The following is a 17,555-nucleotide window of genomic DNA, read 5'->3' as shown; positions in this document are numbered from 1 at the left end:
ATTTACAGAAATATTTAAAAATATAGTGGAAACATCTAAAAAAGTAGATTATTCAAAATTAAATCCTCATATCCCTAAGGAAGCAATAGCTTATATTGAAAAATGGTTGGAACCATATTGGTTTCATTTGGTTATAAAAAAACCACGATCAACTAAATTAGGAGATTATAGAGTTCCACAAGAAGGTAATCCTCATATAATAACAGTAAATTCGGGTATGTTAAAATCATTATGTTTTTTAACTTTAACCCATGAAATAGCGCATTTAAGAGCTTTTGATTTGTATTCTAGAAGAATTCAACCTCATGGTAAAGAGTGGAAAAAAACATTTTCTGAAATGATTTCTGAAAGTATTAATGTATATGAAGAAGAATTAAAAGTGATATTGAAAGTTTTTATGCTGAATCCCAAAGCAAGTTTTTATGCAGATAAAAAATTATCTGAATATTTTATAAGAAAGCAAGATCCGAATGCGTTGTTATTGAAAGATTTACATGTAAATGCTTTATTTAAAATTAATAATAAATTTTTTTATAAATTAAAGAAATCAAAAACTCGCTATATTTGCATTGAAAAAAATACAGGTAAAAGATATTTGATTGCGGAGAATGCTCCGGTTACTGAAATAAATGTTTTATGACAAAGAATAAGAATTATTATTGTGTAATTATGGCCGGGGGTATAGGTAGTCGTTTTTGGCCAATAAGTACCACAAAATTCCCAAAGCAGTTTCATGATATTTTAGGTACAGGGAAAACGTTAATTCAGCAAACATTTGAAAGATTAAGTAAGATTATCTCAAAAGAAAATATTTTTGTTATCACCAACCAAGAATACGTTGATCTTACATTGAGTCAATTACCCGATATTTCAAAAAACCAAATTATTGGTGAACCCAAAATGATGAATACAGCTGCCTGTAACATTTATATGGCAGAAAAAATCCATAAATTAAATCCGGATGCAAGTATTATCGTTGCTCCTTCAGATCACTTAATTATCAATGAAAATCAATTTGTTACTAATGTATTAAACGCTTTAAAACATGCTAGTCATGATAATATATTGGTAACTTTAGGGATTGCTCCTACAAGACCTGACACCGGATACGGATATATTGAGTACGTTAAAGAAGGCAAAGAGGGACTTTACCAAGTGAAATCCTTTAAAGAAAAACCGAATCTTGAAACGGCTAAAGAGTTCTTAAAAAGTAAGAATTTTTTATGGAATTCAGGCATTTTTATCTGGTCAAGCCGAAGTATTCTAAGTTCTTATCAAAAATATCTTCCGGATATGTATCGATCTTTTGAATCTATAATCCCTGAATATAATATAGATAAAGAACCGGAGGCTGTAGAAAAAATTTATTCTAAAATTGAAAAAATTTCAATTGATTATGGCATTTTAGAGAAATCTGATAATGTTTGGGTAATTCCTTCTACTTTTGGATGGAGTGATTTAGGAACATGGAGTGCATTATATGAGAACTTTAATAAAAATGAAGAAGGGAATGCAGTACACGGTAACAATATTTATACATACGATACCAGTAATACCATTATAAAAACAGACCTCTCGAATAAAATATATATTATTGATGGACTAACGGATTTTATAATTGTGGATACTTCAGAAGCACTATTAGTATGTCCCCGAAATAATGACCAAAAAATTAAGGATTATTTAGAAAATATTAAAAAATTGGAAGAAAGTAAGAAATCTTCAAAAGAATAATATTTCTTCGTTTCTTACTTTTTATTATTTTGATGATATAGCATGGCTTCACGAGCCATTTTAAATATTTTTGAAGAGAATACGAAATCTAATAAAGCTTGGTTATCAGAAGTTACGATAGAGTTTTTATCTCCTTCCCATTCTTTAACTCCGTTTTTTAGGTAAACTATATTTTCACCTATTTCAAGAACAGAATTCATATCGTGAGTATTTATAATAGTAGTTGTATCGTATTCACGGGTTATTTCATGAATAAGTTTATCTATTATTTGAGAAGTCTGAGGGTCTAAACCTGAATTTGGCTCATCGCAAAATAAATATTTTGGATTATTAACAATAGCACGTGCAATAGCTACTCTTTTTTGCATTCCTCCGGAAATTTCAGATGGAAATTTCTTACGCGCATTTGTTAGATTTACTCGTTCTAATACTTGATCTACCCGTTCCCTCATATCTTTTTCAGATATATTTGCAAACATTTCAAGAGGAAACTTTACATTTTGTTCAACCGTCATGGAATCAAACAGGGCACTCCCTTGAAACACGGTTCCTATTTCGCTTCGTAAATTTTGCCTTTCAGATACAGATAATTTGGATGCATCTGTATTTTCGTATAGAATTTGTCCGGAAGTAGGTTCAAATAAGCCAAGAAGACATTTAAGAAAAACAGTTTTTCCGGAACCACTTTGTCCGATAATTAAATTTGTTTTTCCTTTTTTAAAAGTAGTAGTAATCCCTTTAAGGACTTCTACTCCATCAAATGATTTAGTAACGTTTATTGCTGAAATCATTGTTTAATCTAGTAAAAGTTGAGTTAACATTAAATTTGTGATGATGATAAGGACTGTTGTCCATACAACAGCTGAAGTACTATTACGCCCAACTTCCAATGAACCACCTTTTACGGTATAACCATAATAAGAAGGTACTGTTGCTATGATAAAGGCAAATACGATAGTTTTTATAAAACAATAGTAAATAAAGAAATCAGGTGAGGCCATTTGAAGTCCTTGAACATAATCTACCGGGGCCCAGCTTCCTGAAAAACTTCCCGCAAAATAACCTCCCAGAATGCCCATCAAAAGGCTAATCATGATTAAGATTACATTAAAAAATAAAGAAGCAACCACTTTAGGAAGAATTAGATACGATGGGCTGTTTACACCCATGATTTCCAAAGCATCAATCTGTTCGGTTACTCTCATAGTACCGATGCTCGATGCAATAAAAGAACCCACTTTTCCGGCTAATACAACACTAATTATTGTAGGGCAAAATTCCAGTATAAGAACCACTTTGGTTGCATATCCCACATAATAATCAGGAATAGGGAAAGAGGATGTCTTGAAATTATTATACATTTGAATGGCAACGACAGCACCCACAAAAAAAGAGGTGAAAGCAACCAAACCCACGGAATTAACTCCTAAATCATTTATTTCTCTAAGTAAGTTTTTTCTGAAAATTTTTCTTTTTTGGGGTTTTTTAAAAACCCTTGCCATTAAGAAAGAATATGCTCCAATATTCGAAATCATCCCCATAATGGTGCGAAGTTACTATTTTTTTATTTTTAAAAAAAGAAAGATTATTTTTAAAGGAAACCGTTTTAATGGCAACAACTTTTCGCATGTGATCTTTGTTCCAATTTTAAAGCTTTATCTGAGGGAGACAATAGATGAATACCTAACCCCAACCCTCTTAATATGAATAAAATGCCTATTAAAACTATAAAATAAGGAAATATTTTTAGAATCTTAAATCTAACTTTAGCTCCAATAAATTTACCGGTTAATGTTGTTATGAACATGAAAGGAAATGTCCCTAATCCAAAAACGGCCATAAATAGCATACCTTGAATAATTCCACCAGCAGCAATCGAAGAAGTTAAAGCCACATAAACAGCACCACAAGGAAGAAATCCATTAAGTACTCCGGTAAGAAATCGGGAAGTATTGTCTTTCCTTTGAAGAAATCTACCTAAAAATAGTTTAATTTTAATCATGAACTTATTTATCGGTCTGAAATTATCTCCAATTTCAGTGGTTTTTCCCGGTAATAGTACCATGAGAATTAATAGAATACCGGCAAAGATAGATATGTATTTTTGATATCCGGCTATATTAAAGCTTTTACCCACAATTCCTAAAATGCCTCCTAATAAAGAATAAGTGGTTATTCTTCCCAATTGATATAAAATATTCTGAGTATAGAATTTAAATTTATTAGTTGCATCCAACCCGATGGAAAAAGCGATCGGGCCGCACATGCCTATGCAATGAAATCCCCCCAATAATCCTAAACTAAGTGCTGTATATAAGTAAACGATATCTAATTCCATGTTAACGGTATTTCCATCTGATAGTTAGTTTTTTCTTTTTCCCAATATAATTTTAATGTATAATTTCCTTTTACTAAAACTTTAGCCGGAATTAAAATGGTATTAGAAGGAGATAAATCAAGTTCTTTCTTGTTAATATCTAAAGCTTGAGAATTGGCTCTGAAAAGTTTAAATTTTCCGGTGGTATTAGTATAATTAAATTCTTTTGGAAAGATTATTTTAATGCCGGATTCAGGTAATATTTCAATTTTAGGTTTTTCTTGTAATAAAGCAGCATGGTTGGTAGCATCAATCTCTTTTTGATAATTTATTTCTTCTTCATAATAATTATCTGTTACCAGGTCAAAAGTATTCTTTGAAAATTCTATGGTGAATATCAATGTACAAATAAATATAATAAAGCAGGCAAGTGCTAATATAACCCCGTGCCCCCAAGTAAATTTAAATTTCATAATTAAAATCGGATTTTAGACGGACCAATAAAATTAGTTTTATACTCATCTACTTTTTTACCATTTTCGTCAAAGATACCAATAATTACTTCTTCTTTGGTTTTAATTAAATCAGACTGAGGAATTTTAATTGTGGCTGTACCTTTGAGAGTTTGTTTTGGTTGGATGATAAATTGTGTACCATATCTTACTAAAGTTATCCTAGCATGATTGGGTTTGATTATTTTTACGTTTAGTTTTTTCTTTTCTGTAGTTTTATTAGTAAAAATAAATTGATATTCATCAACAATAAATTGTTCTTCAATAGTAAACTGAGTACCTACAATCTTTAAAAATTTGGTTTCCACACTTGATCTAATGAACAATAATGATATACAAACCGATGTCAAAACCAATAAAGCTATAGTGTAGGCAATTAGTCTCGGAGTAAATTTGAAATCCGTTCTTTTTTCAATCATATTTTCCGAAGCGTACCTAATTAGACCTGTTGGCATTTTCATTCGGGTCATTACCATATCACAAGCATCAATACAAGCAGTACAGTTCACGCACTCCAATTGACTTCCGTTTCTTATATCAATACCCGTTGGACAAACTTCAACACATTGTTTACAATCTATACAATCCCCTTTTCCTAAAGCTTTTCTGTCTTCATTTTTCCTCCAACTTGCTCTCCCGGCAGTACCTTCTCCTCTCACGAAATCATAAGCAATATTTATCGTGTCTTTATCAATTAGTACCCCTTGAAGTCTGCCATATGGACAAACAAAAGTACAGGCTTGTTCTCTGAACCAAGCAAATACAAAATAAAATAAAGTGGTAAATATGATATATACTATACATACGGTGACATTTTTTGAAATACCTTCTTTAAAAATTTTTTGTATCTCATCGGTGCCTAAAACGTAGGAAAATAATACAGCACATATTAGTAAAGAAACAATTAAAAAGATGGACCATTTTAAAATTCTCTTTTTGATTTTTTGTCCGTTCCATTCTTGTTTGTCGAGGCGAATTTGCATATTTCTGTCTCCATCGATAAGAAATTCAATTTTCCTGAATACATGTTCCATAAATATAGTTTGCGGACAAATCCAACCGCAAAAAATTCTACCATATGTCACGGTAAATACAATGATAAAAACCGTAGTTGTCACTAAACCTATACCAAAAAGATAGAAATCGGATGGGGAAAAATAAGCTCCGAATATGTAGAATTGCCTGTTTAATATATCAAATAGGAATATTGGATTTCCATTGATTTTAACAAAAGGAAATATAAACAAAATGATGAGAAGGAAAGCACTGACTATATCTCTGTATTTTGTGAATTTGCCGTGTGGCTTTCGGACATAAACCCATTTTCTTTCTCCTGATACGTCTGCAGTAGCAAGGTTCTCTCTGAATTCTTCCTTTTGTTGTTCAAGGTCAGGAATTTTTTTATCCTCCGTTTCCTGAGACATGGTGTTTTGTTTATTTAGTTAATTATTAAGTTTGATATCTATAATTATACTTTATTTCTTTAAATTATACATTTATAAAAAAGAGTAAAATTATATTTAAAAACAAAAGTCTGTTAATCTTCAATTGAAACTAAACAGACTTTTATATAATTTTTATTTTACTTCTCTGAGTTTGATGAGTTTTGCGTAGTTACAGCCGGGGGAGTTGTATCATTTGGTGCTGTAGCTGTACCGGATCCCCCTTTATATGCTTTGGACCAAGGGGCTAAATTACCTTGAGGTTCTTTGGCGGTTTTATCAATTGAACGGCCTTCAGAATCTTTAGGAGAATTTTTATTAAGTTGGTACAAGTAACTTGCCACTTTAACAATATCATTCCCTTTTATTTCTCCGGTCGCTCCGAACGCTCTCATGGTAGGATTATTTTTACTACCGTTCCATACTGTATAAAAAATGTTTTTAAATTCAGAGTCTTCTTTTGCGTTATTGTATTCTTCTTGAATATTAATCCAATAATCATCCGTTTGGTTAGGACCGGAAAGACCTTTAGCTCCCTCGCCATGACAAGTTTTACAAATTTGTTCATAAATTACCTTTCCATCTGCTACTGCATCCGGATTAAATTGAGCAGTTTCTATAGTGGCTTGAGGAGCTATCTTTTCATATTCGGCAATTTCAGCCATCTGAGTTTTATATTCTTCTTCATATTCAACATCCGGATGCGCAAAACTTGTAAATGCATAGGAAAAAAGATATACAACACCGTAAGTGATAGTTACGGCAAATAAACCTATATACCATCTAGGCAATTGATTATCCAATTCTTTTATATTGTCATACCCATGATCTATTAATTTAATCTCACCGGTTTCTTCTGCTTTGCTTTGTTTGAATGCGTCTCTCCAAAGTCGAGTTAAATAAGGGGTTTTTAAAAGTTCTAAATAGTCATTTTTTTCACTGTCAGAAAGTAACTTAAATTTTTCAGCATCTATTAAAGCATTTAAAGAATTGTTAATAAGTAATAACACAAAAGAAATGGCAATAGTGGCTAAAAATATAGGATTTGTGATGAAATCAAAGTTTTGCAAGAACATGTAAAATGCACCAGTAATTAAAAATACCGATAAGATAGCATTTATGACAAAGGGTGTTCTAGGTTTCATATGATCATTTAGTATTTATATTATTAGTTCTTTTTTCATTATCTTCTAAGGGTAGATTGCTCATATCGTTATAGTAATTTTTTGGTTTGTTCATTACCATAAAAGTTACTCCAAGAAAAAATAAGACAAAAAGCAGAAGAGCTAAGCTTTGATAAATTATGGCATTATCTACTCCTGCAATTATTTTATTATAAAATTTGAGCATTTTTCTAATTATTTGCCGTTTCTACCTGTGTTTTTTTGATATCAACACCAAGTCTTTGTAAATAAGCAATTATAGCTACAATTTCCCTTTTTTCCAATGGAACAAAGTTAGCACCCTCAGCCTTTGCAGAGGCATCAAAACCGGCCTTATAGTCGGGTCTGTCTGTAAATATACTGGCTGCAATTTCTTTTGCTTGAGCCTCCATATTAGATCTATAATTGTCAATATCCTTTTGTTCGTAGGGAACATTGAACCAATTTTTCATTAATTCTAACTTTTCTTTAGTTTTGGAGACATTTAATTCGTTATAAATTAACCACGGATATCTAGGCATAATGGATCCGGGAGAAGTTTCTCTAGGGTCGAATAAGTGTGTAAAATGCCATGAATCCGGATTTTTTCCTCCTTCTCTGTGTAAATCAGGTCCGGTTCTTTTAGATCCCCAAAGGAAAGGTCTATCGTATACATACTCTCCTGCTTTAGAATATTCTCCGTATCGAACTACTTCATCTCTAAAAGGACGTATCATTTGAGAATGACAGGCATTACAACCTTCACGGATGTATAAGTCTCTTCCTTCCAATTCTAAAGGAGTATAGGGTTTTACACTTGTTATTTGAGGTATATTGGATTTAACGAATATGGTTGGTAAAATTTCCACGGCTCCACCAACTGCCAAAGCAATTATTGCTAAAACAGAGAAAAATAGAGGCATTCTTTCTAACCAGGAATGCGTTTTTTCGTTCGGGCCTTTTGCCGGAGAAACATGTAAAGCAGGAGCTTCTGCCTCTTCGTTAGCTATAAATGTACCTTTTCTAACAGTTGCAATAATGTTTATAACTAATAATATAGCTCCTGAAAGATAAAGTACCCCTCCAATAAATCTAAATATAAAGAAATATCTTAGCGATGTAACGGTTTCAAGGAAATTCTTTGTAACAAGAGTTCCATCCGGATTAAATTGTTTCCACATTAAGCCTTGAGTAAAACCACTCATGTACATAGGGATAACATATAAGATGATTCCCATAGTTCCTAACCAAAAATGCCAGTTGGCTAATTTTACAGAATATAGATTAGTTTTAAATATTCTTGGAATGATATAATAAATAACTCCAAAAATGATGAAACCGTTCCATCCTAAAGCTCCTAAATGTACGTGTCCTATAACCCAATCGGTAAAATGTCCGATTTTGTTTAATGTTTTAGTAGCTAATAAAGGACCTTCAAAAGTAGCCATACCGTAGCAAGTAACTGCCACAACAAACATTTTAAGAATAGGATCTTCTCGTACTTTGTCCCATGCACCTCGTAAAGTTAATAACCCGTTAAGCATACCTCCCCAAGAAGGTGCTATTAACATGATGGAAAATGCGGTTCCCAGCATTTGTGCCCATGCAGGTAAAGAGGTATATAATAGGTGGTGAGGACCGGCCCACATGTAGACAAATATTAAGGACCAAAAGTGTATAATAGATAATTTGTAAGAAAAAACCGGTCTATTAGCAGCTTTAGGTAAATAATAATACATTAATCCTAAGATAGGAGTAGTCAAGAAGAATGCTACCGCATTGTGGCCGAACCACCATTGTACCATGGCATCTTGAACTCCTGAATATATAGAATAACTTTTTGCTCGTAAAATATTTGAATCTAATGGGATTGCCAAGTTATTAAATACCCACAACAGGGTAATTCCACCCCAAGTAGCTATAAAAAACCAAATGGCAACATACATATGACTGATTCTTCTTTTAGCAATGGTAATAAACATGTTCAATCCGAATAATATCCAGATAATGGCTACCATAATATCAATCGGCCATTCATGCTCTGCATATTCTTTGGATGTATTGATTCCCATTAAGAAGGTAATTACTACAGAAACGATAATTAATTGCCATCCCCAAAAATGAATCCAACTTAACAGATCATTGGTTCGAGATTTTAATAATCGCTGGGTAGCATAATAAAACCCTGTAAAAAATCCATTACCTACAAACGCATAAATAACGGCACTGGTGTGAAGCATTCTCAATCTTCCATATCCCAAAAAGCCTTGAGATCTGGCTAAATCGGCCCCTTCAGTTCCAAAGAAAAATTCAGGTAATGTCGGTATGAATAATAATGAGGCTACAGTAAGTCCGACTATAAAACCAACAATACCCCAAAGTATAGTGGCATAGGCAAACGCTTTTGTAATTTTATTATCATATGAAAATTTTTGTGTTTCCATTGGTGTTATGTAGTTACTTTATTATTTTTCTTTCTTATCGTTTTTGGATTCTTTTGAATTGCCATCATTGGAATCAAATAAAATTCTTACCGCAGGTGATTCATCATCATCAAATTGTCCTTTCTTGATTCCATAGATAAAAAGGATCAAAAATATAACAGCTAATGAAACACTGCATAATATCATTAAATATAATATTTCCATACTGACTGAACAAAAATACATTTTATTTGATATGAATGATAATGATTTGTAACATATTTTTACATTGCATCTTTAATTTAGAATATTTCTAAATTGAGGTATAAATCGAGTTAATTAATGGATTTTCAAATAAAAAAATTACCTTATCTTTTTTTAAATGTTTCATATCCAATAACTTTACTTACCACGGTGGTGAAAAGTACTACTGAAATGGAACTTACAGGCATAAGTATGGCTGCTACTAAGGGGGAAAGCCTGTTAGAAACAGCAAAACTTAATCCGATTATATTATAGCAAAAACTAATAATGAAACAAATGGAAACTATAACTAAGGCTTTTTTTGATAATTTTAAATATTTAGGTAGATAAGCAAAATTGTTTCCGTCTAATATGGCATCTGACGAAGGAGTGAAACTGTTTATATCATCTGATATGGCAATACCCACATTAGATTGTTTTAAGGCTCCTGCATCATTGAGTCCGTCGCCAAGCATTAAAACTTTATGCCCTTGATCTTGTAAATTTTTAATATAATCGAGCTTATCTTGAGGAGACTGATTAAATTTAATAACCGTGTCTGTGGAAAATATTTTTTCTAAATTATGCTTTTCGGAATTATTATCTCCACTTAATAATGATATTTTATAATGGTTAAGTGATCTGATAATTTCTTTTAAATCTTTTCTGTATTGGTTTTTAATTTTATATAACCCTTTGTATACGCCATTGATGGAAATATAAACTGAAGTTTCAGAATTAATATTTTTTTTATTTCCTACAAAGTCGCATGAGCCTATTTTGTATTCTGTACCCTTAATGAACCCTTTTATTCCTTTACCTATTATTTCTTCGTAGTCCTTAATAGGTATATGATCAATGGGCATGGAAATAGATTCATAAAGTGATCTGCTTAAAGGATGATTGGAATTTTGAAGTATAGCTTTTAAGTTTTTTAACTCTTCAATAGTAAGTTTTTCTCCTTCATAACTAATTTTGTTGACTTTATTAATCGTCAAAGTACCGGTTTTATCAAAAACTATATGGTCTATTTTTGCCAGTTTTTCAACTGTGAGGGCATCTTTTACGTAAAATTTTTCTTTACCAAAAATTCTCATGATATTTCCAATGGTAAAAGGTGCGGAAAGAGCTAATGCACAGGGACAGGCAACAATCAATATAGCCGTTATTACTTGATACATTTGCGAAGTGTTTTTTTCAATGAAATACCAGTATAATCCGCTTACAATTGTGATGATCAGTATGACCATCACAAAATATTTACTTATATTATTGGTGATTGAATCAATAGTTGAAGTATCTTTTTTAAATGCTTCATTATTCCATAGTCGGGTAAGATAGCTTTGATTAACTTCTTTAATGATCTCGAGTTCTATAGTAGTGCCGGATTGTTTTCCACCGGCAAATATTTTTTCTCCTGTTTTCTTTTCTATTAGTTTGGATTCTCCGGTAATAAAGCTGTTATCAATAAACGCTTCTCCATGAATGAGAATAGAATCGGCAGGAATTATTTCTTGATTGCGTATTAGTATTCTGTCACCAATTTTTAAATTTGAGATCAGAACATTTTCATGAGTTTTATTGGAAGTAATTTTAGTTACGGCTATGGGATAAAAGGATTTGTAATCTCTGTCAAAAGCTAAAGTTTTATAAGTTCTTTGCTGAAAATACTTACCTAAAAGCATAAAAAATAAAAGTCCGCTTAGAGAATCGAAATAACCGTTGCTCATTCCCGTATACGCTTCAAAGCAACTACGGAAAAATAAGGCAAATATACCGATAACAATGGGCAAATCAATATTTAATATTCCGTGTTTTAGAGATCCCCATGCGGATTTATAATAATCTGAAGCGCAATAAAAAACTACGGGTAATGAGAAAAGAAACATAAGAATTCTGAAAAAATAACTGTATTGTTGAAGCCAAGGGTCTTTTTCAGTTTCGAGAAATTCCGGAAAGGCAAAAAGCATAATGTTTCCGAAAGCAAATCCGGCTATCCCTATTTTTACAAGTAGGGTGTGATCTACTTTTTCAGTTTTTTTTTCAGTAGTTTCAAAATTAATCATAGGCTTATAGCCTAAATCTGTTAGAAAATTAGCTAATTCACTTAATTTATAGAATTCATTTTTGTAAGCAATTTGTACTGTTTTAGAAGAAAAATTAACAGTAGAATATGTAATATTTGTATTGATATTTTTTAAACTTTCCAATAACCAAATACAAGCACTGCAATGAATAACGGGTATTTTAAAAGTTATAAGAGTTAATCCCCCTTCCGAATAATCAATAATTTTATCAAAGATTTGAGGGGTGTCTAAAAATTCAAAATAATTTTGCCCCTTTTCAGGTTTTATTCCGGCTTTGGAGTTTAAATTATAGTAATTTTCCAATTTATTTTGATTTAAAATTTCGTATACAGATTTACATCCGTTACAGCAAAATAATTTATTATCAAAATCAATCGGAGTGTCCTCAATGATCTGTCCGCAATGATAACAATGCTCACTCATATATTTGTACTATCACTAAACCTGCAAAGTTATATCCTTTTATTTAAAATTAAAGTATTATTTTTGTCCGTAAATTATTAAAAATATGAGTAATATCATGCCTAAAAATTCAGTAGATTTAATAATATCAGAATTAAAAAATAAGGATGTTTTAAGCCAATTTACAAAAGAAGAACATAGCATATTGGATAAAGAAATGAAGGAAATTCGTTTTGAAAGAGGTCAAGAAATTATACATGAAGGTTATAAACCTACCGGAATATTTGGAGTTATAAGCGGTACGGGTAAAATTAACAGAAAAGGATATAATGGTAAAGATCAAATACTGCGTTTAGTAAAAAAAGGAGAAATTGTAGGATACCGTTCTTTATTAGGGGGAGAAAGTTTTAGTGCTTCTTGTACCGTTCTAGAAGATATTACTGCAGTATATATCCCTGAAATTATTTTTCATCGACTGTTAGAAATAAGTTCCAGAGTTTCTTTTGATGTATTAAAAAAAATATCCCAAGACTTAGGAGAAGCAGGAAAAACCATCACTTGGTTAGCTCAAAATACGGTGAGAGAAAGATTGGCTGCCGTTTTACTTCTTTTAGAGAAAAAACTTGATGTGGATCATGAAGGCTTCATTAAAATTACTCTTACTCGTGAAGAAATGGCAAATTTAATCGGTACAGCAACAGAAAGTGCGATACGATTAATTTCTGAATTTAAAAATGATGAGCTTATAGAAGTGGAGGGAAGAAGAATAAAAATTCTTAATCATCAAAAATTGTCCCGACTAGGGCATGTTATGTCATAAAAATTATAAATTTTAAATTTAAGCGTTGAGCTCGCTGAGTTCCAGCCATCTAGATTCTTTGTAATCTAAACTTTGAATAAGATTTTCCAGCTTATTGCTAATTTCTTGTATTTCATCAAAACTTAAACTCGAAGAGGATAATTGTTCAGTTAATTTATTTTTTTCTTCTTCTAATTGAGGAATTTCTTTTTCTAGCATTTCTAATTCTCTTTTTTCCTTGAAAGAAAGTTTAGGAGATTTGTTCCCGTTAGTTGGATTACTATTTTTTATTTCCTTTTTAGAAACGTCTTTGATGATTTCATTTTCTTTTTCCTTTGATTTTAAATAATAATCTGTATAATTACCTATAAACCAGGAAATTTTACCGTTGCCTTCAAAAATCATCAATTCATCAACCACTTTGTCCATAAAGTATCGGTCATGGCTTACGATCAAAACACAGCCTTGATATTCATTTAAAAAATTTTCAAGAACAGTTAAGGTTGGTAAATCTAAGTCATTTGTAGGCTCATCAAGTATTAAAAAATTGGGATTGCTAAATAAAATAGATAGCAATTGTAATCTCTTTTTCTCTCCGCCGCTTAATTTAGATATATAAGTATATTGAGATTCCGGCGTAAAAAGAAACATTTCTAAGAATTGTCCGGCAGAAATTTGTTTTCCATTGGATAGAGGGAAATAATCTGCTATTTCTTTTACAAAATCAATAACTCGTTGATCTTCTTTGTATGCGAGTCCTTCCTGTTTAAAATGCCCTATTTGTAAAGTTTCGCCCCATTCGATAGTTCCGGAATCAAACTCTTCCTTTCTTTCAAGTATCTTCAAAAAAGTTGTTTTACCTACTCCATTTTTACCGATGATCCCGATTTTTGATCCTCTGGCAAAAGTATGGGAAAAGTTGTCCAAGATTGTTTTATTTCCAAAATGTTTGGAAACATGTTCTAATTCAATGATTTTTTTTCCCAGACGAGTCATTTGCATGTCCAATTGAACTTGAGCATCAGAAATACTTTTTTTAGCAAGTTCTTCCGTTTTATAAAAACTTTCAATTCTGCTTTTTGACTTGGATGTTCTAGCCTGAGGTTGCCTGCGCATCCATTCCAGCTCTTTTCGATATAAATTTTTAGCTTTATCGGTTTGAGCTATTTGATTTTCAATTCTTAGAGATTTGTTGGTTACATAGGTCTCATAATCGCCATTATGCGAATATAAGGTTCCGTCTTCCATTTCTAAGATCCGAGTGCAAATAGCATCTAAAAAATATCGATCATGAGTAACTAAAATAAGGGTTTTGTTTTCTTTGTTAAGAAAAAATTCCAACCATTCAACCATTTCAATATCTAAATGATTAGTTGGTTCATCCAGAATTAATAATACAGTGTCTTTTTCAAAGCTTATATCGATCAAGAATTTGGCAAGAGAAATTCTTTTTTGTTGTCCACCCGATAAATTTTTTATCTTTTGATCAAGGAAATCAATTTTTAATTTATTAATAATTTCTTGAATTACAGGTTCGACTTTCCATCCGTCCCATTGATCCATTTTTTCTATTAATCCTAATAATTCAGGATTGGAAGGATCATTCTGAACCATGGTGTCGTATTGATGAACGATATCCAATACAGGGTTAGAATGGGTAAATATATAATCTTCAGCGGTTAAATCATTATTAAATATTTCAGATTGTTCAAACATAACTACTTTTATGTCTTTATTGAGCGTAACCGATCCGGAATCGGCAGATTCTAATCCGGACAGGATTTTTAATAAAGTACTTTTTCCACTACCGTTTTTAGCAACTAAAGCAATTTGATCTCCTTCATTTATATGAAAAGAGACATTGGAAAATAAAGTTCTTATGCCAAAAGACTTACTGATGTTTTCAACTGAAAGATAATTCATAGGGTATATATAGAAAAGCAAAAATACACTTTCTAAATTATTTTATAAAAAGTCAATTTGGGTATTAGTTTGATGATTTATATAATATCATATGACAAACCAGCAAAATAGTTAAAAAAACATTAAGTATAACTCCTACAGAAGCATCAATATTTTTAAAATCTTTAATACGGGCATAGATACTAAGCAGGAGACAGAATAATTCAACACCGACCATAGTATAGTTTAGCCAGGAAGGTACAAAACAATATAAATTGCCAAGCAAGAAAGCTATTAGATTTAAAATTACTATTCCTGCTAAAAACACAAAAATACTGACGTTATTCATAATTTATTAAAATTAAATTTAAAAAATGCTAATTATATCAAAATGTTCTCTTTAATTTCTAAATGATATATTTAAGTAAAAGAAATTAATAGTGTTACATTTTTAATAATCTAATTTTATTCCAAGATTTAAACAATCAAACAAAAAATATTAAATATTCAATGTTTAAGAAATAGAGGTAATATGTGATTGTGCAAATTAGTGTAAGCATATTACTAGGTAAATAAGAGACAAAAGAGGCTTTTTATATCAAGATTTTTAACTACAAAAATTTATTGATTTTAAAAAATGTTAACTTAGTATATACAGAGTTTTGTTTGGAATAAAACAGCCCCCATATCACATTAAATAAATTTGTCGGTTGTTTATTGGATAAAAAAATGCCTATAGAGCAATAAAAAAAGAAAAAATATTCATGAACCACTGCCTTGACTTTATTCAACCATAGTTTCTGAGAGTATATGTTTTGCAGCAGGAAAAAAGAAAATATTCTGATTTTTTACATGGGATTATATAATATTATAAAGGAAAAAATGCTAAAGTATTAGGAACTTCAACAGTAAAAAATATTTCATTTTAAGAAATCAAATGATTTTTTTAAAGAAATTCTTAAGGAAAATATCTCTTTAAAAAACAAAAAATCCACAATCTTTTCTTATTGAATTGATTATGGATTTTTGAAGTGGTACCTCTTGGAATCGAACCAAGGACACAAGGATTTTCAGTCCTTTGCTCTACCAACTGAGCTAAGGTACCCTCGTTTGGGATTGCAAATATAGGGCATATTTTTAAATCACAAAATATTTTTAAAAAAAAATTGATTTTTTTTTTCGGCTATAAAATTTGACTAAGAATTTTTACTTATAATTATTTTTATAATCGGTACATTATTAACATATTTGTACTTTGTATATAAAACACACTGAATGAAAATTAAATTTTTCTCCATATTATCATCATTTATCATATTTCTGAATGCAGCTTATGCCCAGCAAACTTCTACCTCTCCTTATTCTTCATTTGGCTTAGGAGAAAGTAAAACCAATTCCGATATAGTAATTTCTTCTATGGGAGGATTGGGAACTTCATATATTTCAGATTTTACCAATGAAGCCAATTTTGTAAATCCGGCAGCGAATAGAAACTTGCGATATACCAGTTATAACATCGTGATCAATACCGATTATACCAATGCTAAAACTTCTAACGTAAGCAGTGATCGATCCACTACTTATTTAGCTAATTTATCATTAGCCTTTCCAATCGGAGCAAAGTCCAGAGTAGGAGTAAATTTACAACCTTACACCAACATAGGATATGATATAAATACAGATAATTCAGATGTTGTAAATCAAAAATCTTTATTTAAGGGAAGGGGAGGACTTAACGCTTTCAGTGGTATGTATTCATATAATATATCCAATGAGTTTTCCTTAGGAGCTAAAATTGGGTATGTTTGGGGCGATTTGAAAAAAGATCAAGAAACATCTTTACAGAATGCTAATTTGATTTCCGGTATATTTAATAAGCAAGAATATGGTTTTTTCGATTATACTTTAGGAGTAGCCTATCGAAGAAAATTAACTAATAATCATTTACTTAAAATTGGAGCAACTTATAATATAGGGCATACTATAGATGCTGATGTAAATTATTTGTATTCAACCTATTATTATAACAATAATAATGAAAAAGTTTCAATGGATACCTTAAACTATGTTAAGGGAACACATGATGCAAAATTACCTTCATCATACTCAATAGGAGTGGCCTATGGAAAAGAGCATAAATGGTCATTAGGAGCAGATTTTAAATTTACAGATCAATTTAAACTAAAGATACCGGAAGATAATTTTGATTACAAAAATAAGTATCGCGTAGCTGTAGGAGGCTGGTATTTGCCTAATATAAACGGTTTCAGATCTTATTTTGAAAAAATTATTTATCGATATGGGCTGTATTATGAAAATACAGGGCTTAATGTGAACAATAAAACCATTGACCAATATGGGGTAACCGCCGGTCTAGGCCTGCCTTTGGGTAAATCCGGTAAACATGATCCTTCCATGCTAAATTTAGGAATTGAACTAGGACAAAGAGGTTCAAAATCAAACGGTCTAATCAAAGAGAATTTCGTAAATTTTAAAGTTGGATTTAATTTTGATGATCTTTGGTTTAGAAAGAGACAGTACGATTAAAATTT

Annotated in this window: 15 protein-coding genes and 1 tRNA gene; 4 read left to right on the top strand and 12 right to left on the bottom strand. The window is 31.1% G+C overall.

What is annotated here, in order from left to right; all coding sequences use genetic code 11:
* The first annotated feature begins 25 nt into the window (after positions 1 to 25).
* Together GYM72_RS08410 and GYM72_RS08405 are read left to right on the top strand one after the other, a co-directional pair.
* Complete coding sequence (locus GYM72_RS08410) at positions 26 to 640, top strand: SprT-like domain-containing protein (RefSeq protein ID WP_220264082.1); 615 nt, start codon at positions 26 to 28, stop codon at positions 638 to 640.
* Positions 637 to 1,734 (top strand): mannose-1-phosphate guanylyltransferase, encoded by a 1,098-nt coding sequence (locus GYM72_RS08405; protein ID WP_220264081.1) that lies wholly within the window; start codon positions 637 to 639, stop codon positions 1,732 to 1,734. Before GYM72_RS08410 ends, GYM72_RS08405 begins: the two co-directional genes overlap by 4 nt.
* 14 nt (positions 1,735 to 1,748) lie before the next feature.
* Here the strand turns inward: GYM72_RS08405 and GYM72_RS08400 are convergent, their stop codons facing one another.
* The 9 genes from GYM72_RS08400 to GYM72_RS08360 form a co-directional block, all read right to left on the bottom strand.
* The gene (locus tag GYM72_RS08400) at positions 1,749 to 2,525 is read right to left on the bottom strand and encodes an ABC transporter ATP-binding protein (protein ID WP_105296789.1); all 777 of its coding nucleotides are present in this window, start codon (positions 2,523 to 2,525) and stop codon (positions 1,749 to 1,751) included.
* A gap of 3 nt (positions 2,526 to 2,528) precedes the next feature.
* Positions 2,529 to 3,275: an ABC transporter permease gene (locus GYM72_RS08395; protein ID WP_166004694.1), complete on the bottom strand. Its 747-nt coding sequence runs from the start codon at positions 3,273 to 3,275 to the stop codon at positions 2,529 to 2,531.
* A 65-nt stretch (positions 3,276 to 3,340) separates the two neighbouring features.
* Positions 3,341 to 4,072, bottom strand: coding sequence for a sulfite exporter TauE/SafE family protein (locus tag GYM72_RS08390; protein ID WP_160541696.1), 732 nt, complete (start codon positions 4,070 to 4,072; stop codon positions 3,341 to 3,343).
* Positions 4,063 to 4,524, bottom strand: a complete 462-nt coding sequence (locus GYM72_RS08385) for a FixH family protein (RefSeq protein WP_220264080.1) — start codon at positions 4,522 to 4,524, stop codon at positions 4,063 to 4,065. The genes GYM72_RS08390 and GYM72_RS08385 overlap by 10 nt, the downstream gene beginning before the upstream one ends.
* A gap of 2 nt (positions 4,525 to 4,526) precedes the next feature.
* Complete coding sequence (gene ccoG / locus GYM72_RS08380; protein ID WP_220264079.1) at positions 4,527 to 5,987, bottom strand: cytochrome c oxidase accessory protein CcoG; 1,461 nt, start codon at positions 5,985 to 5,987, stop codon at positions 4,527 to 4,529.
* A 158-nt stretch (positions 5,988 to 6,145) separates the two neighbouring features.
* Positions 6,146 to 7,150 carry a cbb3-type cytochrome c oxidase N-terminal domain-containing protein gene (locus tag GYM72_RS08375; protein ID WP_220264078.1) on the bottom strand — a complete coding sequence of 335 codons (1,005 nt, stop codon included), beginning with the start codon at positions 7,148 to 7,150 and terminating at the stop codon, positions 6,146 to 6,148.
* A 209-nt stretch (positions 7,151 to 7,359) separates the two neighbouring features.
* The gene (gene ccoN / locus GYM72_RS08370; RefSeq protein WP_220264077.1) at positions 7,360 to 9,591 is read right to left on the bottom strand and encodes a cytochrome-c oxidase, cbb3-type subunit I; all 2,232 of its coding nucleotides are present in this window, start codon (positions 9,589 to 9,591) and stop codon (positions 7,360 to 7,362) included.
* Between the two features lie 21 nt (positions 9,592 to 9,612).
* Positions 9,613 to 9,795: a cbb3-type cytochrome oxidase assembly protein CcoS gene (gene ccoS / locus GYM72_RS08365; protein ID WP_105296782.1), complete on the bottom strand. Its 183-nt coding sequence runs from the start codon at positions 9,793 to 9,795 to the stop codon at positions 9,613 to 9,615.
* Positions 9,796 to 9,938: 143 nt separating this feature from the next.
* Positions 9,939 to 12,323, bottom strand: a complete 2,385-nt coding sequence (locus GYM72_RS08360) for a heavy metal translocating P-type ATPase metal-binding domain-containing protein (protein WP_220264076.1) — start codon at positions 12,321 to 12,323, stop codon at positions 9,939 to 9,941.
* Between the two features lie 85 nt (positions 12,324 to 12,408).
* Between GYM72_RS08360 and GYM72_RS08355 the strand changes: the two genes are divergently transcribed.
* Positions 12,409 to 13,122, top strand: coding sequence for a Crp/Fnr family transcriptional regulator (locus GYM72_RS08355; protein ID WP_255448154.1), 714 nt, complete (start codon positions 12,409 to 12,411; stop codon positions 13,120 to 13,122).
* Between the two features lie 18 nt (positions 13,123 to 13,140).
* Here GYM72_RS08355 and GYM72_RS08350 read toward each other — a convergent pair whose 3' ends face one another.
* The 3 genes from GYM72_RS08350 to GYM72_RS08340 form a co-directional block, all read right to left on the bottom strand.
* The gene (locus GYM72_RS08350) at positions 13,141 to 15,024 is read right to left on the bottom strand and encodes an ABC-F family ATP-binding cassette domain-containing protein (protein WP_220264075.1); all 1,884 of its coding nucleotides are present in this window, start codon (positions 15,022 to 15,024) and stop codon (positions 13,141 to 13,143) included.
* Between the two features lie 64 nt (positions 15,025 to 15,088).
* Entirely contained in the window at positions 15,089 to 15,352 is a 264-nt protein-coding gene (locus tag GYM72_RS08345; RefSeq protein ID WP_146105549.1) for a hypothetical protein, read from the bottom strand.
* 683 nt (positions 15,353 to 16,035) lie between these two features.
* Positions 16,036 to 16,108: transfer RNA gene (locus GYM72_RS08340), tRNA-Phe, on the bottom strand.
* A 170-nt stretch (positions 16,109 to 16,278) separates the two neighbouring features.
* On the opposite strand from GYM72_RS08340, the gene GYM72_RS08335 reads away from it, so the two are divergent.
* Complete coding sequence (locus tag GYM72_RS08335; protein ID WP_220264074.1) at positions 16,279 to 17,550, top strand: OmpP1/FadL family transporter; 1,272 nt, start codon at positions 16,279 to 16,281, stop codon at positions 17,548 to 17,550.
* Positions 17,551 to 17,555 lie beyond the last annotated feature (5 nt).

Origin of the sequence: Apibacter sp. ESL0404, from assembly GCF_019469245.1 — a bacterium.
GTDB lineage: Bacteria > Bacteroidota > Bacteroidia > Flavobacteriales > Weeksellaceae > Apibacter.
This window is presented reverse-complemented; position numbering and strand designations above follow the sequence as displayed.

Coding starts and splice junctions, on each gene's coding strand:
- GYM72_RS08405 (WP_220264081.1), top strand. CDS start 637: ATGACAAAGAATAAGAATTATTATTGTGTAATTATGGCCGGGGGTATA.
- GYM72_RS08400 (WP_105296789.1), bottom strand. CDS start 2,525: ATGATTTCAGCAATAAACGTTACTAAATCATTTGATGGAGTAGAAGTC.
- GYM72_RS08395 (WP_166004694.1), bottom strand. CDS start 3,275: ATGGGGATGATTTCGAATATTGGAGCATATTCTTTCTTAATGGCAAGG.
- GYM72_RS08390 (WP_160541696.1), bottom strand. CDS start 4,072: ATGGAATTAGATATCGTTTACTTATATACAGCACTTAGTTTAGGATTA.
- GYM72_RS08385 (WP_220264080.1), bottom strand. CDS start 4,524: ATGAAATTTAAATTTACTTGGGGGCACGGGGTTATATTAGCACTTGCC.
- ccoG (WP_220264079.1), bottom strand. CDS start 5,987: ATGTCTCAGGAAACGGAGGATAAAAAAATTCCTGACCTTGAACAACAA.
- GYM72_RS08375 (WP_220264078.1), bottom strand. CDS start 7,150: ATGAAACCTAGAACACCCTTTGTCATAAATGCTATCTTATCGGTATTT.
- ccoN (WP_220264077.1), bottom strand. CDS start 9,591: ATGGAAACACAAAAATTTTCATATGATAATAAAATTACAAAAGCGTTT.
- ccoS (WP_105296782.1), bottom strand. CDS start 9,795: ATGGAAATATTATATTTAATGATATTATGCAGTGTTTCATTAGCTGTT.
- GYM72_RS08360 (WP_220264076.1), bottom strand. CDS start 12,323: ATGAGTGAGCATTGTTATCATTGCGGACAGATCATTGAGGACACTCCG.
- GYM72_RS08355 (WP_255448154.1), top strand. CDS start 12,409: ATGAGTAATATCATGCCTAAAAATTCAGTAGATTTAATAATATCAGAA.
- GYM72_RS08350 (WP_220264075.1), bottom strand. CDS start 15,024: ATGAATTATCTTTCAGTTGAAAACATCAGTAAGTCTTTTGGCATAAGA.
- GYM72_RS08345 (WP_146105549.1), bottom strand. CDS start 15,352: ATGAATAACGTCAGTATTTTTGTGTTTTTAGCAGGAATAGTAATTTTA.
- GYM72_RS08335 (WP_220264074.1), top strand. CDS start 16,279: ATGAAAATTAAATTTTTCTCCATATTATCATCATTTATCATATTTCTG.